This window comes from Streptomyces sp. NPDC018019 (assembly GCF_044327805.1).
Taxonomy (GTDB): Bacteria; Actinomycetota; Actinomycetes; order Streptomycetales; family Streptomycetaceae; genus Streptomyces.
Genome location: NZ_JBIRGD010000014.1, coordinates 57,586 through 83,537 on the forward strand (window position 1 = coordinate 57,586; position 25,952 = coordinate 83,537).

18 protein-coding genes and 1 pseudogene are annotated in these 25,952 nt (G+C 70.1%); 10 read left to right on the forward strand and 9 right to left on the reverse strand.

Annotated features, from left to right (window positions below):
- Window positions 1-379: 379 nt before the first annotated feature.
- The gene (locus ACH4FX_RS23030) at window positions 380-1,063 is read left to right on the forward strand and encodes a tyrosine-type recombinase/integrase (protein WP_398481758.1); all 684 of its coding nucleotides are present in this window, start codon (window positions 380-382) and stop codon (window positions 1,061-1,063) included.
- A 127-nt stretch (window positions 1,064-1,190) separates the two neighbouring features.
- On the opposite strand, the gene ACH4FX_RS23035 is transcribed toward ACH4FX_RS23030, so the two are convergent.
- Entirely contained in the window at window positions 1,191-2,720 is a 1,530-nt protein-coding gene (locus ACH4FX_RS23035) for a helix-turn-helix domain-containing protein (protein WP_398481760.1), read from the reverse strand.
- A gap of 106 nt (window positions 2,721-2,826) precedes the next feature.
- On the opposite strand from ACH4FX_RS23035, the gene ACH4FX_RS23040 reads away from it, so the two are divergent.
- Together ACH4FX_RS23040 and ACH4FX_RS23045 are read left to right on the forward strand one after the other, a co-directional pair.
- Entirely contained in the window at window positions 2,827-3,855 is a 1,029-nt protein-coding gene (locus ACH4FX_RS23040; protein ID WP_398481762.1) for a DUF1648 domain-containing protein, read from the forward strand.
- A 1-nt stretch (window position 3,856) separates the two neighbouring features.
- Window positions 3,857-4,216 carry a GntR family transcriptional regulator gene (locus tag ACH4FX_RS23045; protein WP_398481763.1) on the forward strand — a complete coding sequence of 120 codons (360 nt, stop codon included), beginning with the start codon at window positions 3,857-3,859 and terminating at the stop codon, window positions 4,214-4,216.
- A gap of 34 nt (window positions 4,217-4,250) precedes the next feature.
- On the opposite strand, the gene ACH4FX_RS23050 is transcribed toward ACH4FX_RS23045, so the two are convergent.
- The 6 genes and pseudogenes from ACH4FX_RS23050 to ACH4FX_RS23075 all read right to left on the reverse strand — a co-directional run bounded on the left by ACH4FX_RS23050 (window position 4,251) and on the right by ACH4FX_RS23075 (window position 10,766).
- Complete coding sequence (locus ACH4FX_RS23050; RefSeq protein ID WP_398481765.1) at window positions 4,251-5,090, reverse strand: alpha/beta fold hydrolase; 840 nt, start codon at window positions 5,088-5,090, stop codon at window positions 4,251-4,253.
- Complete coding sequence (locus ACH4FX_RS23055; RefSeq protein WP_398481767.1) at window positions 5,087-5,521, reverse strand: helix-turn-helix domain-containing protein; 435 nt, start codon at window positions 5,519-5,521, stop codon at window positions 5,087-5,089. Before ACH4FX_RS23055 ends, ACH4FX_RS23050 begins: the two co-directional genes overlap by 4 nt.
- Window positions 5,522-5,630: 109 nt before the next feature.
- Window positions 5,631-7,709 (reverse strand): iron ABC transporter permease, encoded by a 2,079-nt coding sequence (locus ACH4FX_RS23060; protein ID WP_398481769.1) that lies wholly within the window; start codon window positions 7,707-7,709, stop codon window positions 5,631-5,633.
- Window positions 7,710-7,731: 22 nt separating this feature from the next.
- Window positions 7,732-8,709 carry an ABC transporter substrate-binding protein gene (locus ACH4FX_RS23065; RefSeq protein ID WP_398481770.1) on the reverse strand — a complete coding sequence of 326 codons (978 nt, stop codon included), beginning with the start codon at window positions 8,707-8,709 and terminating at the stop codon, window positions 7,732-7,734.
- A 185-nt stretch (window positions 8,710-8,894) separates the two neighbouring features.
- Window positions 8,895-9,728: pseudogene (locus tag ACH4FX_RS23070) on the reverse strand (ABC transporter ATP-binding protein); the annotation flags it as partial.
- Window positions 9,729-9,854: 126 nt separating this feature from the next.
- On the reverse strand, window positions 9,855-10,766 hold the full coding sequence (locus ACH4FX_RS23075; RefSeq protein ID WP_398481772.1) for a hypothetical protein: 912 nt from the start codon (window positions 10,764-10,766) through the stop codon (window positions 9,855-9,857).
- 186 nt (window positions 10,767-10,952) lie between these two features.
- On the opposite strand from ACH4FX_RS23075, the gene ACH4FX_RS23080 reads away from it, so the two are divergent.
- Together ACH4FX_RS23080 and acnA are read left to right on the forward strand one after the other, a co-directional pair.
- Window positions 10,953-11,744, forward strand: coding sequence for a phytanoyl-CoA dioxygenase family protein (locus ACH4FX_RS23080; RefSeq protein ID WP_398481774.1), 792 nt, complete (start codon window positions 10,953-10,955; stop codon window positions 11,742-11,744).
- A gap of 219 nt (window positions 11,745-11,963) precedes the next feature.
- Window positions 11,964-14,681, forward strand: a complete 2,718-nt coding sequence (gene acnA / locus ACH4FX_RS23085) for an aconitate hydratase AcnA (protein ID WP_398481776.1) — start codon at window positions 11,964-11,966, stop codon at window positions 14,679-14,681.
- A 214-nt stretch (window positions 14,682-14,895) separates the two neighbouring features.
- Here acnA and ACH4FX_RS23090 read toward each other — a convergent pair whose 3' ends face one another.
- Window positions 14,896-15,846: an FG-GAP repeat domain-containing protein gene (locus ACH4FX_RS23090; RefSeq protein ID WP_398481778.1), complete on the reverse strand. Its 951-nt coding sequence runs from the start codon at window positions 15,844-15,846 to the stop codon at window positions 14,896-14,898.
- A 117-nt stretch (window positions 15,847-15,963) separates the two neighbouring features.
- On the reverse strand, window positions 15,964-19,392 hold the full coding sequence (locus ACH4FX_RS23095; RefSeq protein ID WP_398481780.1) for a GH92 family glycosyl hydrolase: 3,429 nt from the start codon (window positions 19,390-19,392) through the stop codon (window positions 15,964-15,966).
- A 420-nt stretch (window positions 19,393-19,812) separates the two neighbouring features.
- Here ACH4FX_RS23095 and ngcE point away from each other — a divergent pair, with 420 nt between their 5' ends.
- The 5 genes from ngcE to ACH4FX_RS23120 all read left to right on the forward strand — a co-directional run bounded on the left by ngcE (window position 19,813) and on the right by ACH4FX_RS23120 (window position 25,950).
- Window positions 19,813-21,255, forward strand: a complete 1,443-nt coding sequence (gene ngcE, locus ACH4FX_RS23100; protein WP_398481782.1) for an N-acetylglucosamine/diacetylchitobiose ABC transporter substrate-binding protein — start codon at window positions 19,813-19,815, stop codon at window positions 21,253-21,255.
- Between the two features lie 70 nt (window positions 21,256-21,325).
- On the forward strand, window positions 21,326-22,249 hold the full coding sequence (locus ACH4FX_RS23105; protein WP_398481784.1) for a carbohydrate ABC transporter permease: 924 nt from the start codon (window positions 21,326-21,328) through the stop codon (window positions 22,247-22,249).
- Window positions 22,249-23,145, forward strand: a complete 897-nt coding sequence (locus ACH4FX_RS23110; RefSeq protein ID WP_398481786.1) for a carbohydrate ABC transporter permease — start codon at window positions 22,249-22,251, stop codon at window positions 23,143-23,145. Before ACH4FX_RS23105 ends, ACH4FX_RS23110 begins: the two co-directional genes overlap by 1 nt.
- A gap of 272 nt (window positions 23,146-23,417) precedes the next feature.
- On the forward strand, window positions 23,418-24,695 hold the full coding sequence (locus tag ACH4FX_RS23115) for an ROK family protein (protein WP_398481787.1): 1,278 nt from the start codon (window positions 23,418-23,420) through the stop codon (window positions 24,693-24,695).
- Window positions 24,696-24,840: 145 nt separating this feature from the next.
- A complete protein-coding gene (locus ACH4FX_RS23120) occupies window positions 24,841-25,950 on the forward strand; it encodes a substrate-binding domain-containing protein (RefSeq protein WP_398481789.1) in 1,110 nt (369 codons plus the stop codon).
- Window positions 25,951-25,952: the final 2 nt, after the last annotated feature.

A 25,952-nucleotide genomic window follows, 5' to 3' on the forward strand; every position in this document is an offset into this window, starting at 1 on the left:
TGCACGGAGAGGCGAGTTCGTCGATCCTCGGGATGGAGCCATTCTCCTGAAGGACTACATCGCGACCCACTGGTGGCCCACGCAAAGCGGTGACCCGTCCACCCTTGAGCGCATCGAGCAGCGGGTTCGGCGACATATCGTCCCGCACCTCGGTGTTCTGCCGCTCAACAGTGTTGGCACCGAAGCGCTGCGGAGCTGGAAGAAGCGATTGGAGAAGGAGTTGGGCCCCACCTCCATCCGTCTCGTCTGGGCGACACTGTCCAGCGTTCTGCAGGCTGCGGTCGAAGACCGGCGTCTCGCACGCAATCCATGCCGCGCAAGTACGGTCCGCCCGCCGGCAGCCGCACCGGGCCGGGTCGAGGCATGGCCGCCGGAACGCGTGCTGTCCGTCCGGGCAGTCCTGGCGGAGCGCTATCGCGTCCTTGTCGAGATCGGCGCGGGACTCGGCCTTCGACAAGGGGAGGCGTTTGGTCTGGCGGTGGAGGACATCGGCTTTGACGAGGAGGTCGTGCACATCCGGCGCCAAGTGAAGATGGTGCGGACGAAGCTGTGCTTTGCGCTCCCCAAGGGCCGCAAGGTCCGCGATGTACCCCTGCCCTCAAGCGTGGCCAAGTCCCTGCGGCAGCACATGGCACTCTTCGCGCCGGTGCCGGTCACGATGCCGTGGGACGACCCGAGCCCTCCGCAGACCTCGGTAGAGGCCAAGCACCGTCGGCCCAGGACGTACAACCTCCTGGTGACCGGTCGCGAGCGCAAGGCGATCAACCGGAACTACTTCAACTCCTACGTGTGGAAACCCGCCCTGGCCGAGGCCGGCGTGATCGCCCCGCTGGAGGAGAGCGCGCCGGACGGATCCCGAGTCTGGGAGCCCTCCCGGGAGCACGGTTACCATGCCCTGCGCCACTTCTACGCCTCCGAGCAGTTGGAGGCGGGCGAGTCGGTCGTCTCCTTGGCCCAGTGGCTCGGCCACTCCGACCCTGGTTTCACGCTCCGGAAGTACGCGCACTTTCTGCCCCGTGCGGGGGCACGAGGCAGTGCCGCCATCGACGCGGTCTTCGCGTAGCTGTAGCCCGGGCGGCCGGGAACAGCCGATCCCGGCCCAAAGTCCCAGAGAAATCCCAGAGGTGCCGCCGCACCCCCTCCAGACCCGCGTTCGTGCAGGTCAGGAAGGGGGCGGCGGCGTCACAACATCAGATGTCCCGGAAGATCTCGATCTGCGCCCCGATCGAGTTCAGCCGTTCCGCCAGGTCCTCGTAACCCCGGTTGATGACATAGACGTTGCGCAGGACGGAGGTGCCTTCGGCGGCCATCATGGCGAGCAGGATGACCACCGCGGGGCGCAGGGCCGGGGGGCACATCATTTCCGCCGCGCGCCAGCGGGTCGGGCCGTCGATCAGTACCCGGTGCGGGTCCAGCAGTTTGACCTGGGCGCCGAGGCGGTTGAGGTCGGTGAGGTAGATCGCGCGGTTGTCGTAGACCCAGTCGTGGATCAGGGTCTGGCCCTGGGCACTGGCCGCGATCGCCGCGAAGAACGGGACGTTGTCGATGTTCAGGCCCGGGAAGGGCATGGGGTGGATCTTGTCCAGGGGGGCCTGGAGCTTGGAGGGGCGGACCGTCAGGTCGATGAGGCGGGTGCGGCCGTTGTCGGCGGCGTACTCCGCGCTGCGCTCGTGGTTGAGGCCCATCTCCTCCAGGACGGCGAGTTCGATCTCCAGGAACTCCACCGGGACGCGGCGGATGGTCAGTTCGGACTCGGTGACGACGGCGGCCGCCAGCAGGCTCATCGCCTCGACCGGGTCCTCGGACGGCGCGTAGTCCACGTCGCGGTCGATGTGCGCGACGCCGTGCACGGTCAGCGTGGTGGTGCCGACGCCCTCGACCCGTACGCCCAGCTCCTCCAGGAAGAAGCACAGGTCCTGGACCATGTAGTTGGAGGACGCGTTGCGGATGACGGTGACGCCGTCGTGGCGGGCCGCGGCCAGCAACGCGTTCTCGGTGACGGTGTCGCCGCGCTCGGTCAGGACGATCGCGCGCTTGGGGGCCACGGACCGGTCCACGTCGGCGTGGTAGGTGCCCTCCGTCGCGGTGATCTCCAGACCGAAGTGGCGCAGCGCCGTCATGTGCGGCGTGATCGTGCGGGTACCGAGGTCGCAGCCGCCCGCGTACGGGATCTTGAAGTGGTCCATGCGGTGCAGCAGCGGACCGAGGAACATGATGACGCTGCGGGTGCGGCGCGCCGCCTCCGTGTCCATGGCGTCCAGGTCCAGCTCGGCCGGCGGCACGATCTCCAGGTCGTTGCCGTCGTTGATCCAGCGGGTGCGGACGCCGATGCTGCCCAGCACCTCCAGGATCCGGTAGACCTCCTCGATCCGGGCCACCCGGCGCAGGGTGGTGCGGCCCGCGTTGAGGAGCGTGGCGCACAGCAGGGCCACGCACGCGTTCTTGCTCGTCTTGACGTCGATGCTGCCCGACAGGCGCCGGCCGCCGACGACGCGCAGATGCATGGGTCCCGCGTACCCGAGCGAGACGATTTCACTGTCCAGGGCCTCGCCGATCCGCGCGATCATCTCAAGGCTGATGTTCTGGTTGCCGCGTTCGATGCGGTTGACCGCGCTCTGGCTCGTACCGAGCGCGTCCGCGAGCTGCGTCTGCGTCCAGCCTCGGTGCTGACGTGCGTCGCGGATGAGCCTGCCGATGCGTACGAGGTAGTCGTCTGCCATGAGGAAGACGGTATCTCAGATATGAGATCTGCGAGTAATCGGGAGGGGTGCAATGGTCGTGTCCTGCTTGTTCTACTACTATGCGAACAAGTAAGGGGAGGTGCTGATGAACGCCGTGAACACCGCACATGCCGGCCCCGCCGCCGGGCCACCCGCGACCCGTCCTTGGCGGGCGTTGATCGCCGTACTGCCGTTCCTCGTCGCCGTCGCGGCCGTCGCCGCGGTCTTCGGGGCGGTACGGGACCGGCTTCCCGAACCGCTGGCCGTGCACTTCGCCGCCGACGGCACCAGCGACGACTTCGCCACCGCCGCAGATTTCCTCACGTTCGCGCTCGGCCTGCCCGTCGTCTTCGGCGCCGTCATCGGCGTACTGGTGCTGCGCGACGCGGTCGAGGGGGCCCTGCGCTGGGTCATCGCCACCGGCTACGGACTGGCGGGGCTGTACGGCTGTATGGGTGTCCTGACGCTGCTGGAGAACGCGGAGACGGGTGACGCGGCGACGGTCCGCCTGCCCATGTCGCACCTGGGCCCGGCCCTCGGCGTGGCGGCCCTCGCCGCGGTGGTGGGCAGGCTGTGTGCCGGCCGCGACCGCATACGGGCGGACAAGGCGGCCGGACCGGCGCCCGCGGCCCCGCCGCTGGACCTCGGTGCCGACGAGACCGCCGGCTGGTCGCGGACCGTCGCCTCGCCCGCCCTGGTCGCCCTCGGCCCGGGACTCCTCGCCGCCGGAGTGGTCGTCGGTCTCGCCGTGAACTGGGTCGGTGCCGCGGGCCTCGCCTTCGGTGCCCTGATCTGCGTGGCGTTCGCGGGCGTACGGGTCACCGCGGACCGTCGCGGCCTGACCGTCGCCTCGTCCCTCGTCCCCCGCCCGCGCCTGCACATCCCGCTGGCCCGGATAGCGGAGGCGGGCGTCCAGCAGATCAGCCCGCTGGGCGACTTCGGCGGCTGGGGCTACCGCCTGCGGTCCGGGCGCAGCGGCATCGTGCTGCGCCGCGGCGAGGCGCTGGCGCTGCGGCTGGCCCACGGCCGCGTCTTCGTGGTGACCGTCGACGACGCGGCCACCGCCGCCGCCCTCCTCAACGCCCTCCGCGACCGGGCGCACGGCCCCGGGTCCGGCCCGGAGCAGGGGGCCTGAGGTGCTGTTCCGCGTCGACCACGCCTCCCCGGTCCCGCTCGGCGACCAGATCGCCGCCTCGGTACGCGGCGCCCTCGCCGACGGCTCCGTACGCCCCGGCGAACGTCTGCCCGCGGCCCGCGCGGTCGCCGAGTCCCTGGGCGTCAACGTCCACACCGTGCTGCGCGGCTACCAGCGTCTGAAGGACGAGGGCCTCATCGACCTCCGCCGCGGCCGCGGCGCCGTCGTCACCGGCCAGGCCACCCCGGCCCGCGCCCGCCTCACCGAACGCGTGGGCCAACTCGTCACCGAGGCCCGCACCCTCGGCCTCACCGACGAGGAGGTGGTGGCCATGGTGCGGAGTGGGCTGTCGGTGGGGTAAGGATGCGGGGGCAGAGTGAGGTGGGGCCGGGCCTTCACTCCCGCAGGAATTCCAGGACCGTATCGGTCTGCCCGAAGATCGCGTGGCCCACTCCGGGCAGGATCCGCACGGTCGCGTGCGGGACGCAGGCGCGTACGCGCCGGGCGGTGCCGGCCGTGTCGAACATGGCGTCGCGGGTGCCGGCGATCAGCAGGACCGGGACGTCCAGGCCGCGCAGCGCGTCATCGGGGAAGACCGGCAGCTGCTCGGTACGCGGCTTGAAATGCGTGAAGGTCAGGACCACCTGATCCAGCACGGGACCGGCCGACGGGGAGTCCAGACCTGTCGCGGCGCGTGCCGACCGGCGCATGCCCCGGCGCCCGAACGGGCGCAGCAGCAGGGTCTTGAAGAGCAGGCCGATCCGCTGCTTCCCCAGGCCGCCGGGGCACAGCAGGGCCAGGCGGGTCACCCGGTGCGGACGGCGGACGGCGTAGTCCAGGGCCAGCCAGCCGCCGAGGGAGGCGGCGACGACCGAGGCGGCCGCGATCCCCAGCCCGTCCAGTACGTCGTCGAGCCACAGCGCGTACGCGTCCGAGGCCAGCGGAGGGCGGGACGGCGCGCTCAGACCGGGTTCGCCGATGACGTCGACGGCGTACGTACGGAAGTGCCGCGACCAGGTGGCGATGTCGCCCTGCCACATCGTCGCGTTCGCGCCTGCGCCGTGCAGCAGGACCACGGGCGGAGCGTCCGGCGGTCCGGAGGCGATGACGAAGGTCTCGCCCTCGCGGGTCGGGACCCGTATCCGCTCGGCGGGGACGGGCCAGCCGTCCAGTGCCTCCTCGTAGCGCCGCTGGATTTCCCGCGCACCGGACATGGACTTGTAGATCGTGCTCATGAGTCGAGCACCCCCTCCAGGTAAGCGAGCAACTGGGCGGTGTCGCCCGGGCCGCCGATGATGATGACCTTCATCCGGGCCCGCTCCGGGGCGTACGCCGTCTCGATCCGCAGGGGCCGGTCGCCCGGGCCGCGGTGGGCGGCCGAGCTGGTCAGGAGAGTGGACAGCCGGTCGGCGGTCCGGCGGTCGACCGCGTCGATCTCCACGATGCTCGACACCTCGCTGTGCCGCTTCCCCTCGGCCGGGCCCCCGGGCCCGGCCGAGGGGACCGGGCGGCCGGTGAAGGCTTCGAGGTCCTCGTGCGCGATCCGGTACTGCTTGCCGATGCGGACCGCGGCGAGGCGGCCGTCCCGCACGTAGTTGCGGACGGTGCGGACGTGCAGGCCCAGGCGCTCGGCGACCTGTTCCACGGAGTAGAGGCGATCGTTCACGAACGTACCCTAAACTTCCCTATGAGAAGGTGCAATGAGGAAGTTTGGGGAATCCACGGTGAGGAGCTCCCAGCGGCCCCGGTGTTCGGCCAGCAGGTCCCCGGGTGCCCTACCGCGCCGCCCCGCGGCTCCGTACCAGCAGCCAGAGGAAGTACGGCGTCCCGATGACCGCCGTGAGCAGCCCTGCTCCGAGCTGCGCCGGGGCGATCACCGTCCGGCCCACCACGTCCGCCGTACCCACCAGCACCGCGCCCAGCAGCACCGCCACCGGCACCACCCGTACGTGCTGACGGCCCACCAGGGCCCGGGCGGCGTGCGGGGCGACGAGGCCGACGAAGGCGATGGTGCCGGCGGCGGCGACGGCGGACGCGCTCAGCAGAACGCCCAGCGCCAGGAATCCGAGGCGCGCCCGGGGCACCCCCAGGCCCAGCAGCCGCGGGGTGTCCTCGTCGAGGGCCACGAGGTCGAGCTCGGTGCGGCGCGCCACCGCCACGGCGGCCCCCGCCACGAGGACGACGGCGAGCGGCACGAGGTCGGGCAGCGTGCGCCCGTACGTCGAACCCGACAGCCAGGTCAGAGCCTTGGTGGCGTTGAACGGGTCGGTGAGGACGATGAACAGGCTGATCAGGGCGGCGCTCGCGGTGGCGGTGCCCATGCCGACCAGGACCAGGCGGTTCTGCCGGAACCCGCCGCGCGCCGACAGCCCGAAGACGAGGGCACTGGCGAGGGCGGCGCCCGAGAAGGCAGCGGCGGCGAGGCCCAGGGGACCGGCCTCGGGCACGGTCGTCACCAGGATCACCGCGCCCAGCGCGGCGCCGCCGGAGACGCCCATGACGCCCGGCTCGGCGAGCGGATTGCGGGTCACCGCCTGGACCAGCGTGCCGGCCAGGGCGAGGGCGGCGCCCGCGAGGAGGGCGGCCAGGACCCGCGGCACCCGGGTGTCGAGGACGAACGAGACGGCCCGTCCCGCCCTGCCCTGCGCCCAGTTCATGACGTCGCCGAGGAGCAGCACGGAATCGCCGAGCAGGACCGAGGCGACGGTCACCGCGATCAGCACCGCCACCAGCACCCCGGCCACCGCCAGGAAGACGGCCCGGCTGCGGATGCGCAGCCGGTCGGGTGCCGCGGCCGTACCGGTGTCCCGGCCCCTGGTCGCCAGCACCACCAGGAAGACGGCGCCGACCAGGCTCGTCACCACACCGGTGGGCACGGCCACCGCCACGTCGGCCGGCACCAGCGCGCGCAGGGCGACGTCCGAGCCGAGCACCAGCGCCGCACCGGTCAGCGCGGACCGCGTCACGTTCGCGCGCATCCGGGAGAAGCCGCGGTAGCGGCGCGCCAGCAGGCGTACGACGGCCGGGGCGCACAGCCCGACGAAGCCGATCGGCCCGGCGAGGGTGACGGCCGCGGCGGACAGCAGCGCGGCCAGGACGACGGTGGTCACCCGGGTGGCCCGCACCGGTACGCCCAGCCCCCGCGCGGCGTCGTCGCCGAGCGACAGCGCATCGACCCGGCGGGCGGCCGACAGCAGCCCCACCAGTCCGACGACGGCGAGCGGCAGCATCCACAGCACCCCGCCGAAACCGTTCTGCGCGATGCTGCCCTGATTCCAGGCGTACAGCCCTTCCGTCCGCTCGGGGAACAGCAGCAGCAGTCCCTCCGTGACGGAGGTGAGGCCGAGGGTCAGGGCGCTGCCCGCCAGCACCAGCCGTACGGTTCCGGCGCCCAGGCCGGACAGCCCGAGGACGACGGCCGCGGCCGCCAGGCCGCCGAGGAAGGCGACGCCGGAGGAGGCGAGCAGCGGCAGCGAGACACCGGTCGTGGCGACCAGCCCGAGCGAAAGGTACGAACCGGCGTTGACCGCGAGGGTGTCGGGCGCGGCGAGCACATTGCGGCTGACGGCCTGGAGGGCGGCGCCCGCCATGCCGAGCACCGCCCCGACGAGCAGCCCGGCGGCCACCCGCGGCAGCCGTGAGGCGACGACGACGGAGGCGTCCGCCGGGTCGGCCTGCCCGGTGAGCGCCTTCCACACCTCCGCCGCGCCGGCGCCGGAGGTGCCCTGTGCGACGTCGACGAGCGCGAGGGCGGCGATCAGCAGGACGAGCGCGGCCGTCACCACGGTCGCGCCGCCTCTCCGGGATGCCGCCGCCGTGGTGGGGGCGGGGGGAGCGGTGGTGGTGACGGCCATGATGTCTACGCGCGCCCCGTCATCACTTCTTCAGCGCGGCGACGACGGAGTCGACGTACGACTCCATCGACCCGGTGCCGCCGAACATCCACACACCGTCGGGCAGCCGGTGCACCTTGCCCGCCTTCACGAACGGCAGCGACTTCCACACCGCGTTGTCGGCGAGCGCCCCGGTGAACGGATTGCTGCTCTTGTCCTCGTCGCTGCCGATGTACGCGAACTCGACGTCACCGAGCTTGGTCAGCCCCTCGACGTCGGTCTTGCCGAGGCCGTAGCCCGGGTCGCCCTTCATCGTCCAGGGGTTCTTCAGCCCGAGCCGCTCGTTCACCGCGCCCACCAGGGAGCCGCTGGTGTACGGCCGGACGGACACCTGGCTGCCGGTCACATAGCCGTCGGCGAAGGCGAACTCCGTGCCCTTGCGCCCGGCCTTCTCCAGCTGCCGCCTGCCCTCCGCGAGCTTCGCCTCGAAGCCCTTCTTGAGCGTGCCGGCCCGCTCGGTGGTGCCGGTGGCCTTGGCGATCAAGTCCAGGTCCTCGGTCATCCGCCCGATCGGGTCGGCGGCGTCGGCGGCCTTCAGGTCCAGCACCGGGGCGATCTTCCGCAGCTGGGTGAGGGCGGCCTTGGGCAGGTCACTGGTGGCGACGATGAGGTCGGGCGCCAACGCGGCGACGGAGTCCATGCTCGGCTCGCCGCGCGTGCCGATGTCCTTCGGCTCGTTCTTCAGCGGTACGGCCTTGTCCCAGGACCTGTACCCCTTGACGTCGGCGACGCCGACCGGCGCGACACCCAGCGAGACCAGGTGTTCCACGACGTTCCACTCGGTACCGACGACCTTCTTGGCGGGCCCGTCCAGCTCCACCTTCGTACCGGAGGCGCCGGTGAGCGTGATGCGCCCGGCGGACTTGTCCGACCGGCCGGCGGCGGGCTCGGTCGTACCGCAGGCGCTCAGGGCGAGCGCGGCGGCGGTGGCCGCGGCGGCGGTGAGGAGGAGTCGTCTCATGAGGTGGCACTGAGCCTTTCACTGTGCGCGGCGCGCGCGTCCTGCTTGATGTCCTGGGTGGTGCTGTCCTGCGGACGGGCGTCCTGGGCCTTGCCGTCCTGCGTAGTGGTGTCCTGGGCCTTGCCGTCCCGCGTACGGGCGTCCGGCGCCTTGCCGTCCTGCGCCGGGTGGCCGTCCGACGCCCGTCGGGCGTGGTACCGGCCGAGTGCGCGGGTGCGCAGCCGCCCGGTCAGCGGGTCGGTGGAGACCTCGATGCGGATGCCGTACGTGTCCGTCAGCCGCTCCGGGGTGAGGACCTCCTCGGGGGTTCCGTCGGCGATCACCCGTCCCTTCCGGAGCAGTACGATACGGTCGGCCACGGCCGCCGCCTGGTCCAGGTCGTGCAGCACCACCCCGACGGCGATCCCGTGGTCGTCCGCCAAGTCCCGTACCAGGTCCAGCAGTTCCACCTGGTACCGCAGGTCGAGGTAGGTCGTCGGCTCGTCCAGCAGCAGGACGCCGGTCTCCTGCGCGAGGCAACCCGCGAGCCACACCCGTTGCAGCTGACCGCCGGAAAGGTGCTCGGCACCCCGCTCGGCCAGGTCGGTGATCCCGGTCATCCCGAGCGCCCGGTCCACCGCCGCGCGCCCGCCCGGGTCGGCCCGGCCCCAGCGCCCCCGGTACGGGTACCGCCCGAACTCGACGACATCCCGCACGGTCAGCCCGCTGGGCGTGGGCCGCCCCTGCGGCAGCAGCGCCACCCGCCGCGAGAACGCGCGGGGCGTCAGCGCGAAACCGTCCGTCCCGCCGTCGAGGGTCAGCCGCGCACGCCGCGCCGGCTGCAACCGCGCCATGGTCCGCAACAGCGTCGACTTCCCGCTGCCGTTCGGCCCGACCAGGACGGTCACCTGCCCGGGCGCGAGCTGGAGGGACGCCTCATGCACGACATCGACACCGTCGTACGCCACGGTGACATCCGTGGCGGCGAGAGTGTGGCCGCGGGGCTGCGCGGCTGCGGGGAGTTCTTCACCGACCTTCACGCGGCAAAGGTTAGCCTAACCTAACCCGTGGTCGATGTGGGGTGTTCGGGGGCGGGGGCGCAGAGCGTCAGGAGTGGTCCCGAAGTCGAGCTCGGAAAGGGGACTCGGCAGCGGAGCAAGCGCGGCTCAGAGCCGGTGGCTGATCGCCTTCTCCCGTATCAGCGTCTCCAGTTCGGTGTCCGACAGTGGGTGGAGGGAGTCCAGGAGGCGACGCAGTGCGGGTTCGTCGAGGGTCTGGCTGGTGATCTCGGCTTCCGCGTTTTGCAGGCGGCGGGTGAGGGTGACCGCGTGAGGGAAGTCGCGGACCGTGACCGTGTCGCCGTGCGCGCCCACCGTGCAGGATTCGCCCTTCTCGGCGGGTTCGGGACACCGGGGCGTCCGCGTGAGCGGCGGGCGTACCGTGAGGCTCGCGTACCCGGGCTTGTCCCCGGTGGGGCGGTAGTCGACGGTGAAGGAGGCGGGGCCGGCCTCGGCGCGGGAGATCTCCATGCCAGGCGGTGCGGCGCCCAGGTACAGCAGCTCCGGGTGCTCCCGGTACCGCGCGACCTCCTCCTCGTGCTGGTGCTGCCGCGCCTGCGCCGGGCCGATGAATCCCCCGTAGGCCACCCCGGCGGCCAGTGCGGCCAGGGCCCCCAGCCGCACCCACCGGTTCGGCACGAAGATCGCCGCCGCCACGGCGTACGGCACCCCCGTGAGCGCGATCCGGACGCCGGCGCTTCCCAGGCCGACGCCCTCGTTGTAGGCGGCCAGGCCGGCCAGGACGCCGAGCGTGCCGAGGACGAAGACCAGTACCGCCCAGCCCAGCCGCTGCCATGTGGAGCCGCACAGCGGCACCACGGTCCGCGCCGGTACGCCCGCCAGGGTCAGCAGGCCCAGCACCAGCGCCGCGCCCAACACGGCGACCGGCACCGTCGCACCGGTCCCGCCGTCCCAGGCCGACACCACCAGCCCGAAGCCGAACACCGGCACCACGGCCGCCATCAGCGCCCAGACCAGAAGAAGATGCAGGGCCGTCAGCGCCCGTCTGTCACCGCTCATGGCGCGAAGCCTGTCAGCCGGAGTCCCGGCACACCTGAGTACGCGCACTCAGAGCAGCCCTTTCCGCATGGCCGGCGGGGCCTCTGCGCGCGTACGGGAGGGGGCGGAAGGGGCTCGGCGCACGCCCGACAAAGGCGGTGCGGGGAATGTCGGGTGACCCGACCGGCGCCGCCGCACGATAGGGGCATGGACGACACGACCTTGGTATCCCGCTTCCTCCGCGACGGCTTCGTGAAGTTGGAGGGCGCCGTCGCGCCGCGCGTGGCCGCGGACTGCGCGCGTCTGCTGTGGCGGGAGACGGGCTGCGACCCGGACGATCCCGCGACGTGGACGCGGCCCGTGCACTGGGTGGCCGGCATGGCGCAGGGGCCGTTCGCCGCCGCTCCCAACTCCCCGGCCCTCCACCGCGCGTACGACCTGCTCGTCGGCGAGGGGCGCTGGGAGCCGCGCTATTCGCTGGGCACGTTCCCGTTGCGCTTCCCGCACGCGGAGGAGCCGGACGACGCGGGCTGGCACATCGAGGGGAGCTATCTGCCGGAGGGCGAGAGCTGGTACTTCACCAATCTGCGCTCCCGGGGCCGGGCGCTGCTGATGCTGTTCCTGTTCAGCGAGGTCGGTGAGGAGGATGCCCCGACCCGGATCCGGGTCGGCTCACACCTCGACGCGCCGAGGGTGCTGGAGCAGTACGGGGAGGGCGGGGCGAGCGGGCCGGCCCTCGCCCCCGATCTGGTGGCCGCGTCCGACCACCGGCCGCTCGCCCTCGCCACCGGGTCCCCGGGCGACGTCTTCCTGTGCCACCCGTTCCTGGTGCACGCGGCGCAACCGCACCACGGGGGGCGACCGCGCTTCATGGCCCAGCCACCGCTGCTGCCGGCCGCGCCGTACGAACTGGAACGGGCCGACGGCGCGTACTCACCCGTGGAAATCGCGATCCGCCGGGGCCTGGGGCAGGACACCCCGGTCACCGGCCTCCGCTGAGAAACGCCCGGCCTTCACCGCGAGAGATCAGCCGGGCGCGCATGACCGCGCGGCAGGGATGTACTAGAGTTATCTCGACATCGAGATATCTGCCGGGAGGCGTACCGCTGCCGCGCTAGTAAGGCTTGCCTAACTTAGCCTTACCTTAGCTGATCGGCAAGGATCTGTGACGGCAGGATTGCGGTGGTACGCGCGAATCATGCATTGAAGGAGACTGTCGTGTCGGCGAACAGCTTCGACGCCCGCAGCACGCTGCAGGTGGGCGACGAGTCGTACGAGATCTTCAGGCTGGACAAGGTCGAGGGCTCCGCCCGTCTGCCCTACAGCCTGAAGGTGCTGCTGGAGAACCTGCTCCGCACCGAGGACGGCGCGAACATCACCGCCGACCACATCCGTGCGCTGGGCGGCTGGGACTCCCAGGCGCAGCCGAGCCAGGAGATCCAGTTCACGCCGGCCCGCGTGATCATGCAGGACTTCACCGGTGTGCCGTGCGTCGTGGACCTCGCCACCATGCGTGAGGCCGTCAAGGAGCTGGGCGGCGACCCGGCGAAGATCAACCCGCTGGCCCCGGCCGAGCTGGTCATCGACCACTCCGTCATCGCCGACAAGTTCGGCACCGCCAACGCCTTCCAGCAGAACGTGGAGCTGGAGTACGGCCGCAACAAGGAGCGCTACCAGTTCCTGCGCTGGGGCCAGACCGCCTTCGACGAGTTCAAGGTCGTCCCGCCCGGCACCGGCATCGTCCACCAGGTCAACATCGAGCACCTGGCCCGTACGGTCATGACGCGCAACGGCCAGGCGTACCCCGACACCCTCGTCGGCACCGACTCGCACACCACCATGGTCAACGGCCTGGGCGTGCTGGGCTGGGGCGTCGGCGGCATCGAGGCCGAGGCCGCGATGCTGGGCCAGCCGGTCTCCATGCTCATCCCGCGCGTCGTCGGCTTCAAGCTGACCGGTGAGCTCAAGCCCGGCACCACCGCCACCGACCTGGTGCTGACCATCACCGAGATGCTGCGCAAGCACGGTGTCGTCGGCAAGTTCGTCGAGTTCTACGGCGAGGGCGTCGCCGCCACCTCGCTCGCCAACCGCGCCACCATCGGCAACATGTCGCCGGAGTTCGGCTCCACCGCCGCGATCTTCCCGATCGACGACGAGACGCTGAACTACCTGAAGCTGACCGGCCGCTCCGAGCAGCAGGTCGCCCTGGTCGAGGCGTACGCCAAGGAGCAGGGCCTGTGGCTGGACCCGGCCGCCGAGCCGGACTTCTCCGAGAAGCTGGAGCTGGACCTCTCCACGGTCGTCCCGTCGATCGCCGGTCCGAAGCGCCCGCAGGACCGCATCATCCTGGCCGAGGCCGCCCAGCAGTTCGCCCACGACGTGCGCAACTACGTCAGCGAGGCGGACCTCGACGAGGCGGGCAAGGAGTCCTTCCCGGCCTCCGACGCCCCCGCGGTCTCCAACGGCACGCCCACCAAGCCGACCCAGGTCACCGCCGCCGACGGTTCGGTGTTCGAAATCGACCACGGCGCCGTCACGGTCGCCGCGATCACCTCCTGCACCAACACCTCGAACCCCTACGTCATGGTCGCCGCCGCGCTGGTGGCCAAGAAGGCGGTCGAGAAGGGCCTGTCCCGCAAGCCGTGGGTCAAGACCACCCTCGCCCCCGGCTCGAAGGTCGTCACCGACTACTTCGACAAGGCGAACCTGACGCCCTACCTGGACAAGCTGGGCTTCAACCTGGTCGGCTACGGCTGCACCACCTGCATCGGCAACTCCGGTCCGCTGGACGAGGAGATCTCGAAGGCGATCAACGAGAACGACCTCGCGGTCACCTCGGTGCTCTCCGGCAACCGCAACTTCGAGGGCCGGATCAACCCCGACGTCAAGATGAACTACCTGGCGTCCCCGCCGCTGGTCGTCGCGTACGCCATCGCCGGCTCCATGAAGGTGGACATCACCACCGAGGCGCTCGGCACCGACCAGGACGGCAACCCGGTCTACCTCAAGGACATCTGGCCCTCCGAGGCCGAGGTCAACGACGTCGTGGCCAACGCCATCGGCGAGGACATGTTCTCCAAGTCGTACGAGGACGTCTTCGCGGGCGACGCGCAGTGGCAGGCGCTGCCGATCCCGACCGGCAACACCTTCGAGTGGGACCCGCAGTCCACCTACGTCCGCAAGCCCCCGTACTTCGAGGGCATGACGATGGAGACCACGCCGGTCTCCGACGTCCGGGGCGCCCGCGTCCTGGCCAAGCTGGGCGACTCGGTCACCACCGACCACATCTCCCCGGCCGGTGCGATCAAGGCCGACACCCCGGCCGGCCAGTACCTCACGGAGCACGGCGTCGAGCGCCGCGACTTCAACTCCTACGGCTCGCGCCGCGGTAACCACGAGGTCATGATCCGCGGCACGTTCGCCAACATCCGCCTGCGCAACCAGATCGCGCCGGGCACCGAGGGCGGCTTCACGCGTGACTTCACGCAGGAGGACGGCCCGGTCTCCTTCATCTACGACGCGTCGCAGAACTACCAGGCGGCCGGCATCCCGCTGGTCATCCTGGCCGGCAAGGAGTACGGCTCCGGCTCGTCCCGCGACTGGGCGGCCAAGGGCACCGCGCTGCTCGGCGTCAAGGCCGTCATCGCCGAGTCCTACGAGCGCATCCACCGCTCGAACCTGATCGGCATGGGCGTGCTGCCGCTCCAGTTCCCCGAGGGCGCCTCGGCGCAGTCCCTGGGCCTGACCGGCGAGGAGACCTTCGACATCACCGGTGTCACGGCCCTCAACGACGGCGGCATCCCGGAGACCGTCAAGGTCAAGGCAGGCGACGTCGAGTTCGACGCCAAGGTGCGCATCGACACCCCCGGCGAGGCGGACTACTACCGCAACGGCGGCATCATGCAGTACGTGCTGCGCTCGCTGATCCGTAAGTAACGGACGGGCCCGCTCCGCGAGGGCGGGCCGAGCGTGAGGGCCGCATCCCCGGTCGGGGGTGCGGCCCTTTTCCGTATACCCGTTTCCGTGTGCCCACGTCAGCGCTGTCGTGCCCGGACACAGCAGTGCGGCGCGGCCCCGCAGGGACGCGCCGCACCATCACCTCACCGGCCCGCGGACGACGGATGTCTCCCGGTCACCGGTGTCCCGAGGACTAGAACATCCAGCTGTAGATGTTGTAGCCGAACCCGATCTGCTTGCGCGGCTCGAAGGGAGCCGACGCGTTGCCGGTGCCCCGGTAGAGCCACAGCGTGCCGTCGGTGCCACGGGCGATCAGGTCCGCGCGGCCGTCCAGGTCCACGTCACCGGTGGAGACCAGGGCGTTGTACGCGTTCCAGCCCGCGCCGATCTTGACGCGCGGGGCGAACGGCGCCTTGTAGTCGCCGGTGCCCTGGTAGAGCCACAGCACGCCCGCGGAGTCCCGGGCCACGATGTCGGCCCGGCCGTCACCGGTCAGGTCGCCCTTGCCGGAGATCTGGGTGTAGGCGTTCCAGCCGCCGCCGACCTTGACCCGCGAGGAGACCTGGCCGTTCTCGTAGCCGAGGTAGGCCCACAGCACGCCCGAGTTGTCGCGGGCGATGATGTCGTACGCGCCGGCGCCGCCGATGTTGCCCGGCGACAGCACCTTGTTGTACATGTTCCAGCCGCCGCCGACCGTACGGTTCTCGGTCTGCGAGTTGAAGTACAGGTTGCCGGCGTTGTCCCAGGCCCACATGCCGTCGCGGTCGCCGTCGTCGTTGTTGTCGACCGGGGACGCGGCCTTGAACAGGTCCCAGTCGGACGTGACGAACATCCGGTCGTCGAGCCCGCCGTTGCCGTCCAGGACGTACTGGTACAGGAAGCCGGAGGAGCGCTCGATCCCGAAGAGACCGAACACGGGGGTGGCGCTCTGGGCGGCACGGGCCGTGGCGCGGGACTTGGCCCCGGCGCCGGCCTTCGGCGCCGCCTGCGCCAGCTTGCCGAGGTTCTTCACCGGAGCGGGGACCGGCGCCGGAGCGGCGGCCGACGCCGCGGAGGCACTGGTGCCGACCAGGGCGGCGGCGACCGCCGCGACAGCCAGACGCGACAGGGCGCGCCCACGCTTACGGCCGGGAAGTTTGGCCACGTAAATCTCCATTTGACAGGTGATGAGGCGTGACGCACCCCCATTGGGGTGCGTCACGTGATGATCAGGATCTTTGCACAAGGCCTTCACATGTCAACTGGTTTACGGATGGTCTGATCAATCGGCCCCAGGAACCGCCTGTTTCCGGCCGATCAGCTCGAACTCCGCCAACGTGGCCCGGTTTGCCGGGGTCAAACGGTAACGGGCGTAATCTCCGGGGGATTTCACGGTGAATACCCGGGTTTGTCGGTCCCAGCCGAAGGACTCGTCCGTCCGCCGGTGGACCGTCCGCCACGTCCCGCGGTGGTCCAGGCCCTCCAGCACCCAGGCAGCGGGTGCGTCGGCCTTCGCCGCCGAGGTGAGGGTGTACGAGGAGACCCGCGCCGCCGACGGGACGGTGACCGGGAGAGAAGTGAAGGACGCCGCGGTGTCCGACGTGTCGTCCAGCAGTGGGCTGCCGTCCGGCGCGGTCAGGTCGCCGTCCGGCGCCGGGATCCGGTCGTCGCGGGTGATGGACGACGGTGCCGCGTTCTCGCCCGTGCCCCAGGAGGACGGGCGCGGACCCATCGCGAATTCCAGTGTGCCGCCGCGGGCGAGCAGGGCGTGCGGCAGCGCGGTGGAATTCCACGGCTTTCCGTTGACCCGCAGCCCTTGTACATACACATTGCGCGCATTGTTGCGCGGCGCCTTCACGACCAGATCGCGTCCGTTCTCCAAATGGACGGTGGCCTTGGTGAACAGCGGCGAGCCCACCGCGTATTCGGGCGCGCCCATCACCAGCGGATAGAAACCGAGCGCGCTGAAGACGTACCACGCGGACATCTCGCCATTGTCCTCGTCGCCGGGATATCCCTGGCCGATCTCGCTGCCCAGGTAGAGGCGGGAGAGGACCTCGCGGACCTTCTCCTGCGTCTTCCAGGGCTGCCCGGCCGCGTCATAGGCGTACGCGATGTGGTGCGACGGCTGGTTGCTGTGCCCGTACATGCCCATCCGCGTGTCCCGCGCCTCGGTCATCTCGTGGATGACACCGCCGTACGAGCCGGCGAATTCCTTCGCGGCGGTTTCCGGGGTGGCGAAGTACGCGTCGAGCTTCTTCGCCAGGCCCGCCCGGCCGCCGTAGAGGTTGGCCAGGCCCCGGGTGTCCTGCGGTGCGGTGAAGGCGAAGGTCCAGGCGTTGGTCTCGGTGTAGTCGTGGCCCCAGACACGCGGATCGAACCGGTCCGGGGGCAGCCGCCAGTTACCGGCCGCGTCCCGGCCCTGGAAGAAACCCACCTTGGCGTCGAAGTGCTTGACGTAGTCGCGGGCGCGGTTGAGGAAGTAGGCGGACTCTTCCTTGTAGCGCGGCTTCTTCGTCTTCTCGTACAGCGCCTGTCCCATGCGGGCGATGCCGTAATCGTTGAGGTAACCCTCCAGTGCCCAGGACATGCCTTCCCTGGTGTCCGTGCTCGTATAACCGCGGAACGGCGAGGTGGCCATGCCCTTACGGCCGACACCGGGGCTGGGCGGGACGACGGTGGCGTTCTTCACCGCCGCTTCGTAGGCCGCGACGGCGTCGAATTGCACACCCTTCACATAGGCGTCGGCGAACGCCACGTCCGAACTCGTACCGGTCATCAGATCCGCGTAACCGGGGGAGGACCACCGGGAGATCCAGCCGCCGTCCTTGTACTGCTGGACGAAACCGTCGACCATCTTCCCCGCCTGCTCCGGCGTGAGCAGGGAATAGGCGGGCCAGGTGGTGCGGTAGGTGTCCCAGAAGCCGTTGTTGACGTAGACCTCGCCGTCGACGATCTTCGAGCCGGTGCGCGTCGGGGTGTCCGGGCCGGTCCGCGGCGAGAACGGACTCGCGTACCGGGTGCGTGCGCCCACCCGCTCGTGACCGGAGTTGGGGTAGAGGTAGAGCCGGTAGAGGCTGGAGTAGAGCGTGACGAGGCGGTCCCGGCTCGCGCCCTCGACCTCGATCCGGCCGAGGATGCCGTCCCACTGGGCCCGGGCGCGGTCCCGGACCCGCGCGAAGGACTCGCCCGCCGGAATCTCCCGCTCCAGGTTCGCGCGCGCCTGCTCGACGCCGATCAGGGAAGTCGCGATGCGCAGGGTGACCGTACGGTCCGCGCCGGGCCGCAGCTTCAGGTAGCCCGTGACGTCCGGGCCACCGCCGCCGCTCAGCCTGCCGCCCGCGGTGACCGGCGCGTCGAGCACGCCGTACACGAACAGCCGGGTGGCACCGACGGACAGGCTGCTGCGGACGTCCGAGAAGCCGGTGACGACACCCCGCTCGGCGTCCAGGGTGAGGCCGCCGTTGTTGTTGACGTTGTCGAAGATCAGGTTCGCGTCGTCGCCGGGGAAGGTGAAGCGCATCAGCGCCGCGTGGTCCGTCGGCGCGATGTCCGCCCTGAGACCGTTGTCGAAGGTCACGCCGTAGTGGTGCGGCTTCGCGGTCTCGTTGGCGTGGTGGAAGGGCAGGGCGCGGGCGGCCCGGCCGGCGTCCGGGGTGCCGGCGGCGGTGGACGGCATCACCTGGAAGGTCTGCCGGTCGCCCATCCAGGGGCTCGGCTCGTGACTGGCGGCGAACGCCTGGAGCGTGGGCAGGTTGGCGGCGTTGTTCCTGCGTGCGTACTCGTACAGCCAGTCGGTGGAGCCCGCGTTGGTCACCGGCGTCCAGAAGTTGAAGCCGTGCGGCACCGCGGTGGCCGGGAAGGTGTTGCCGCGCGAGAAGCTGCCGCTGGAGTGCGTACCGCGGGTGGTCGCCACGTAGTCGGAGAGGTGGGCGGGCGGCTGCTGCCGGGCCTCGGGGCCGAGCGTGATGTCGTCCACCCAGCCGCGGAAGGCCGGGGTGGTCCGCGGCGCGGCGGGGGAGTCGTACGCCACCAGGATGCGGTCGACGGTCTTGCCCGCGGCGACGGCCCCGATGCGCGACTGCCGGTGGTTCCACTGGTTGACGTAGAGCGTCTTGGCGGCGGCCTGGCCGCGCGGGGTGAGGGGGGCGCCGTTCTGGTCGGTGGCGCCCAGGTCGCTGAGGTACGTGCCGTCGGTGAACGCCAGGTCGAGCGCGACGTGGGTGGCCGGGTAGCCCAGGTCGGTGGCGGCCATCTCGGGGAAGACCTTGTACGACAGCGAGGTGGCGGCGGTGACGGGCAGGTCGACGTCGAAGACCTTGTTGTACGAGTGGCCGCGGCCGGCCGCGGTGTGGGTGCCCGCGTACCGCAGGGCCCGCAGCCCGCTGAAGCCGGCGTTCGTCTTCGCGGTGGGGGAGGCGGTGGGGCCGGAATCGGGGTGGCTGCTCATGCCGGCGCCCGGACCGCCGCCTTCCGGGCCCACTCCGGCGGCCTTCCCGGCGCCGTCCGGCCCGGTCTCGACGGTGTCCTGCCAGGCGGGCAGCGGATCACCGGCCTCGAAGGAGGAACTGAACCGCTGCGCTTCCGGGGGCTTTCCGGGCGGGGAGGCGACGGCGGGGGCGTGCGCCGTCAGGACGAGCAGGGCCGCCACCGCGAGCGCGACGGGACGGGCCGTGCCGGGCAGGGATCTGTGCCGGTGTCTGGGCCGCACGCGTACCTCTCAACGAAGGCGACATTTCCACGACGGTGACATCGTTGTCAGCTGCATAATGCAGAGATAAGTAAGGTGCGTGGGGCCTTTGTTGTCAAGGGAGGCCCCGCGGCCGGCGGCCAGAAGTTTCCGGCGGAAGCGACGCATACCGGCGAGGTCTCAACTCGGGAAAGATGGCGGCCCGAACTTGCTTACGATCTTGCCGAGTTGACGTGAAGTGGACTATACCTGTCGGCGTCCGAGCGACTGTGCGATCGACGTCGCGGACCCGGGGGGACCTGCGGAGCAGCACAAGAAGTCGGCCCCGCACATCTCTAGCGTGCCCGGTGCACATCCCGTACAACTCAGCTTCATCTGACCCGCGGTGCCGGGGTGGCTCCGGTACACCGCCTGAGTCCTGAAGAAGGCGAGGACTTGCGCATGGGATCCACCTCAGATTTCAGCCGCCGTGCCCTGATCAAGCGGGCCGCGGCGCTCGGAATCGTCACCGTACCGGCCATGAGCGCACTGTCCGCGTGTGCCAGTGGTGGCGGTGGTGGCGGCGAGAAGGCCGAGCAGGGGAAGAAGACCGCCAAGAATCCGCTGGCGGTCAATGACAGCGCCGCCCTGGACGTCGTCATCTTCGACGGCGGATTCGGCGACAAATACGCGAAGGACGCCCAGGCCGAATACATCGCCGCCTTCCCGAAGACCAAGGGCAAGGTCAAGCTCGCCTCCACCCAGAAGATCCAGTCCACCCTCCAGCCGCGTTTCAACGGCGGCAACCCGCCGGACCTGGTCGACAACTCCGGCGCCGAGCAGATGGACTTCGGCACCCTGGTCGCCAAGAACCAGCTCGCCGACCTCACCCCGCTGCTCGACGCCCCGTCGGTCGACGACCCGAACAAGAAGGTGCGCGACACCCTGCGCCCCGGTGTCGTCGAAATGGGGCAGTTCGGCGGCAAGGAAACCTGGATCTTGTACTACGCGTACACGGTCTACGGCGTCTGGTACTCCAAGACCAATCTGCAGAAGGTCGCCGACGCGGAATACCCGCAGACCTGGGACGAGATGCTCGCGGTGTGCGAGAAGGCGAAGAAGAAGGGCGTCGCCGGCTGGACGTACCCCGGCAAGTACCCGTACTACCTGCCCTTCAGCCTGTACCCCTTCATAGCCAAGATCGGCGGCCAGGAGGTGCTCCGCAGGATCGACAACCTGGAGCCGAACGCCTGGAAGGACCCGGCCGTCAAGGCCGCCTTCGACGCGTACTACGAGCTGTACAGGAAGGGGTACGTCCTCAAGGGCTCGCCGGGCCTGGACCACCTCCAGTCGGCCAAGGCCTGGGTCGAGGGCCGGGCCCTCTTCATACCCAACGGTTCGTGGGTCGAGAACGAGTCGGCCAAGCAGCTCGAAAAGAAGCCGGATTTCCAGCTTTCGGTCGGCGCTCCGTCGAGCCTTTCCGACTCGGACAAGCTGCCGTTCGGCACGATCTGGGCCTCCGGCGGTGAACCGTTCATCGTGCCCAAGCAGGCGAAGAACGCCCCCGGCGGCATGGAGATGCTGCGCATCATGCTCAGCAAGAAGTCCTCGCAGAACTTCGTCAAACAGGTTTCCTCGCTGACCTCGCTCGACGGGGGCACCGAGGGGCTGACGCTGCCCTCCGGCCTGAACTCGGCTGTGCAGGCCCTCCAGAAGGCCGGCCGGAACATCGTCAACCCGCGCTTGCAGGACTGGTACGTGGCGCTCCAGAAGGAGAAGATCGGCGTCGGCGCGCTGGGCGAGATGATGGCGGGCCGGATGACTCCCGACGAGGCGATCGCCAAGATCCAGAAGTACGCGGACGAGACGCGCGAGGACAGCAGCGTCAAGAAGTACAAGCGCTGACCGGTGCGTCGGACGCGTCACCAGCGGCGGCAGTGGTGCGGGCCGCGGGGAAAGAACGGGATCGGTAGTCATGCAGCACGGTAAATACCGTTTCATAGCGGGGTTCCTGGTCATCCCGCTGGCGATATACGCGGTCTTCGTGATATCGCCGTTCGTGCAGGCGATCTACTACTCCTTCACGGACTGGACCGGCCTGAGTTCGGACATGAAAATGGTCGGGTTCGACAACTACGCGCGTCTCTTCAAGGACAGTGTCTTCTGGGCCGCGGTGGGCAACAGCGTGATGCTGTTGCTGCTGCTGCCGGTGGTGACGCTCTCGCTCGGGCTCTTCTTCGCCTTCATGCTCAACGTCGGTGGCCGCCGCAGGAAGAAGGCGGTCATCGGCGGTGTGCGCGGCTCGGGCACGTACAAGATTCTCTATTTCTTTCCGCAGGTGCTGTCGGTCCCGATCGTCGCCCTGCTCTTCCAGTTCGCATACAACCCGGAGAGCGGCGCACTCAACGCGTTCCTCCAGGCGATCGGACTGGACAACGTGCAGCCCGACTGGCTGGGCGATCCGCAGCTCGCGCTCTGGTGCATCATGGGCGCGATGATCTGGGCCAATGTCGGCTTCTACGTCGTGCTCTTCTCGGCCGGCATGAGTTCCATACCGAAGGACTTCTACGAGGCCGCGCTGCTGGACGGCGCCAACCGCTTCAACACGTTCTTCCGGATCACCCTGCCGCTGCTCTGGGACACGGTGCAGACCGGCTGGATCTACATGGGCATTCTGGCGCTGGACGTGTCCGCCTTCGCCTTCGTCCAGATCATGAGTGTCGGACCGGGCGGCCCCGACTATTCCACCGAGGTCCTGCCGCTGTACGTCTATCAGAAGACCTTCCGCGACGGTCAGGCCGGTTACGCCACCTCGATCGGCGTCTCCCTGCTGATAGTGACCCTGATCTTCTCGGCCGTCGTCATGCGGCTGGGCCGGCGCGAGCGACTGGAGTTCTGATGAGCGTGCAGACCGAGCCACCGGCCGTGACGGGCCGAAGCGGCACGGGCGGCAAGGACGGGAGCGGCGAGGGCCGGGTCCTGAACGTCTTCTCCCACGGGGTCCTGGTCATCTGGGGCCTGCTGGTCACCATGCCGCTGCTGTGGGCGGTGGTCAGCTCCTTCAAGGACGACGGGGAGATCTTCGGCTCGCCCTGGGGCCTGCCGTCGGCGCTGCACTTCGACAACTGGTCCCGCGCCTGGGACAAGGCCAACATGGGCCAGTACTTCTTCAACTCGCTGATCGTGGTGGGCGGTTCGCTGATCGGCACGATGCTGCTGGGCGCGATGGCGGCGTACGTGCTGGCCCGGTTCGACTTCCCGGGCAACCGCTTCATCTACTTCCTGTTCGTGGGCGGGATGGGCTTCCCGGTCATCCTGGCGCTGGTCCCGCTGTTCTTCGTCATGAAGAACATGGCCCTGCTGGACACCTACCACGGCCTGATCCTGGTCTACATCGCGTACTCCCTGCCGTTCACCGTCTTCTTCCTCAGCGGGTTCTTCAAGACGCTGCCGACGTCGGTGGCGGAGGCCGCGCTCATCGACGGCGCGTCCCACACGCGTACGTTCTTCCAGGTCATGCTGCCGATGGCCAAGCCCGGCCTGATCAGCGTCGGCATCTTCAACTTCCTGGGGCAGTGGAACCAGTACCTGCTGCCGACGGTGCTGAACGTCGGTGACCCGGACAAGAAGGTGCTGACCCAGGGGCTGGTGGCGCTGGCGGTGAGCCAGGGGTACAAGGGCGACTGGTCGGGTCTGTTCGCGGGCCTGACCATCGCCATGCTGCCGGTGCTCGGCGCGTACATCATCTTCCAGCGGCAGGTGGTGGCGGGCCTGACGGCGGGCGCCCTGAAGTAGTTCCGCGACCGGTGCGCACGCCGTGCGCCGGTCGGTGTCCGCCGTACGCCACGGCCACCGCGGCCCCCGCCGTCCCGCGGGGGCCGCCGTGCTGCCCGCCGGGCGGCCGGTTTTGGCCACAGGGCCGGTGCACCCGGTCGAGGACTTGACGGAACCGGACCCTGGCACGTCAGCTTAGATTCACATGTTGGAGACAAGCCGGGTCCCGTCGGTGTGGCCCGGCCGGCGGCCGGTCGTCGTGCCGGACGCTACAGGCGGGAGTGGATGAGTCGATGGAGACTCCGGGTTCGCAGTCCTCGCTGCACCGGGCCAATCTGGAGCGGGTCGTACGCGCGGTGCGCATGGCGGGTTCGCTGACCCAGGCGGAGATCGCCCGGACCACGGGGCTGTCGGCGGCCACGGTCTCCAACATCGTGCGGGAACTGAAGGACGCCGGGACCGTCGAGGTCACACCGACCTCGGCGGGCGGCCGCCGGGCCCGCAGCGTCTCGCTCTCCGGTGACGCCGGGATCGTGGTGGGCGTCGACTTCGGCCACTCGCACCTGCGCGTCGCGGTCGGCAACCTCGCCCACCAGGTGCTCGCCGAGGAGACCGAGCCGATCGACGTGGACGCCTCCGCCGCGGAGGGCTTCGACCGGGCCGAGCGCCTGGTCAACCGGCTGATCGCGGCGACCGGCGTGGACGCCGGCAAGGTCATCGGCGTCGGCCTCGGCGTCCCGGGCCCCATCGACGTCGAGTCCGGCACGCTCGGCTCGACCGCGATCCTGCCCGGCTGGAGCGGCACGAACCCGAGCGAGGAGCTGGCCGGCCGGCTCGGCGTCGGCGTGTACGTCGACAACGACGCCAACCTCGGCGCGCTGGGCGAGCTGGTGTGGGGCGGCGGGCGCGGCGCCGCGGACCTCGCGTACATCAAGGTCGCCAGCGGCGTCGGCGCGGGCCTGGTCATCAGCGGGCAGATCTACCGCGGGCCGGGCGGCACGGCCGGCGAGATCGGGCACATCACGCTCGACGAATCCGGGCCGGTGTGCCGCTGCGGCAACCGCGGCTGCCTGGAGACCTTCACCGCCGCCCGGTACGTGCTCCCGCTGCTCCAGCCCGGTCACGGGCCCGACCTGACCATGGCCGACGTGGTCCGGCTGGCCCGGGAGGGCGACCCGGGGTGCCGCCGGGTGATCGCGGACGTGGGGCGGCACATCGGCAGCGGCGTGGCCAACCTGTGCAATCTGCTCAACCCGAGCCGGGTGGTGCTCGGCGGCGACCTCGCGGAGGCCGGGGAGCTGGTGCTGGGGCCGATCAGGGAGTCGGTGTCGCGGTACGCGATCCCCAGCGCCGCACGGCAGTTGAGCATCGTGCCCGGAACGCTCGGCGGCCGTGCCGAGGTGCTGGGCGCGCTCGCGCTCGTCCTGAGCGAGATGGGCGACTCGACGCTGCTGGACGGCACCCTGCCCTCCGACGGGGCCGTGCGGCCGGGTGCCCGGACCGCCCCGGACGTGCCCGCCGTCGCCGGTTCCCGGCCCGCCGACAGCACCGGCACCTCGGCCATCGCCTGACGTAGACACCGCTGAGTTCACACAGCTAACGCATGGCACCGTTGTCATCTCGTTAAGTATTTACTCCTTGACGGTCTGCGAGCGGCCGAGTTGACTTCCAGCCACCTCGGCCGCAACGACGCGGCCTCGTCAGGGAGGTTTCACCGTGAACACGCATCTGCGTCGTGCCGCCGTGGCCGTGGCCGCCGCCTCGATGGCCGCCGGACTCGCCGCCTGCGGCTCCGCCAAGGAGGCCGGCGGTGACTCGGACGCCAAGAAGGACACGAAGGGGCCGCTGACCATCGGCCTCATGCTGCCCGAGAACCAGACCGCACGGTACGAGCGGTTCGACAAGCCGCTGATCGAGAAGAAGATCCGCGAGCTGGCGGGCAAGGACACCGAGATCCTCTACGACAACGCCAAGCAGGACCCCTCCGTCCAGCAGCAGCAGGTCGACACGATGATCACCAAGAAGGTCGACGCGCTGATCCTGGACGCGGTGGACGCCAAGTCCATCGCCGCCTCCGTCAAGAAGGCGAACGACAAGGGCATACCCGTGGTGGCCTACGACCGGCTGGCCGAGGGCCCGATCAAGGCGTACACCTCCGTCGACAACGAGCGGGTCGGCAGGATTCAGGGCGAGTCGCTCCTGAAGGCGCTCGGCGACACCGTCGACAAGGGCGAGATCGTCATGATGAACGGGTCGGTCACCGACCCGAACGCCAAGATGTACAAGGACGGCGCGCACTCCGTGCTCGACGGCAAGGTCAAGATCGGCAAGGAGTACGACACCAAGGAGTGGAAGCCGGAGAACGCCAACGAGAACATGAAGGGCGCCATCTCCTCGCTCGGCAAGGACAGGATCATCGGCGTCTACTCCGCCAACGACGGCATGGCGGGCGGCATCATCACCGCCCTCAAGAGCGCCGGGTTCACCAAGCTGCCGCCGGTCACCGGCCAGGACGCGGAACTCTCCGCCGTCCAGCGCATCCTCCAGGGCGAGCAGTTCATGAGCGTCTACAAGCCGTACAAGCCGGAGGCCGACGCCGCCGCCTCGATGGCCGTCGCCCTCGCCCGGGGCGAGAAGCTGGACTCGATCGCCAAGTCCACCGTCGACAGCGCCACCGAGAAGAAGGTGCCGTCCGTCATCGTCACCCCCTTCGCGCTGACCAAGGCTGATATTTCCAAGTATGTCGGCCAAGAAGGCTTCTTCACCAAGGCCGAGATCTGCACCGCGAAGTTCCAGTCCGCCTGCGCCCAGGCCGGCCTGAAGTAAGC

Excerpts from the sequence above, each read along its gene's own strand:
- ACH4FX_RS23035 (WP_398481760.1), bottom strand. The coding sequence starts at position 2,720 with ATGGCAGACGACTACCTCGTACGCATCGGCAGGCTCATCCGCGACGCA.
- ACH4FX_RS23040 (WP_398481762.1), top strand. The coding sequence starts at position 2,827 with ATGAACGCCGTGAACACCGCACATGCCGGCCCCGCCGCCGGGCCACCC.
- ACH4FX_RS23050 (WP_398481765.1), bottom strand. The coding sequence starts at position 5,090 with ATGAGCACGATCTACAAGTCCATGTCCGGTGCGCGGGAAATCCAGCGG.
- ACH4FX_RS23060 (WP_398481769.1), bottom strand. The coding sequence starts at position 7,709 with ATGGCCGTCACCACCACCGCTCCCCCCGCCCCCACCACGGCGGCGGCA.
- ACH4FX_RS23065 (WP_398481770.1), bottom strand. The coding sequence starts at position 8,709 with ATGAGACGACTCCTCCTCACCGCCGCCGCGGCCACCGCCGCCGCGCTC.
- ACH4FX_RS23075 (WP_398481772.1), bottom strand. The coding sequence starts at position 10,766 with ATGAGCGGTGACAGACGGGCGCTGACGGCCCTGCATCTTCTTCTGGTC.
- ACH4FX_RS23080 (WP_398481774.1), top strand. The coding sequence starts at position 10,953 with ATGGACGACACGACCTTGGTATCCCGCTTCCTCCGCGACGGCTTCGTG.
- ngcE (WP_398481782.1), top strand. The coding sequence starts at position 19,813 with ATGGGATCCACCTCAGATTTCAGCCGCCGTGCCCTGATCAAGCGGGCC.
- ACH4FX_RS23105 (WP_398481784.1), top strand. The coding sequence starts at position 21,326 with ATGCAGCACGGTAAATACCGTTTCATAGCGGGGTTCCTGGTCATCCCG.
- ACH4FX_RS23110 (WP_398481786.1), top strand. The coding sequence starts at position 22,249 with ATGAGCGTGCAGACCGAGCCACCGGCCGTGACGGGCCGAAGCGGCACG.
- ACH4FX_RS23115 (WP_398481787.1), top strand. The coding sequence starts at position 23,418 with ATGGAGACTCCGGGTTCGCAGTCCTCGCTGCACCGGGCCAATCTGGAG.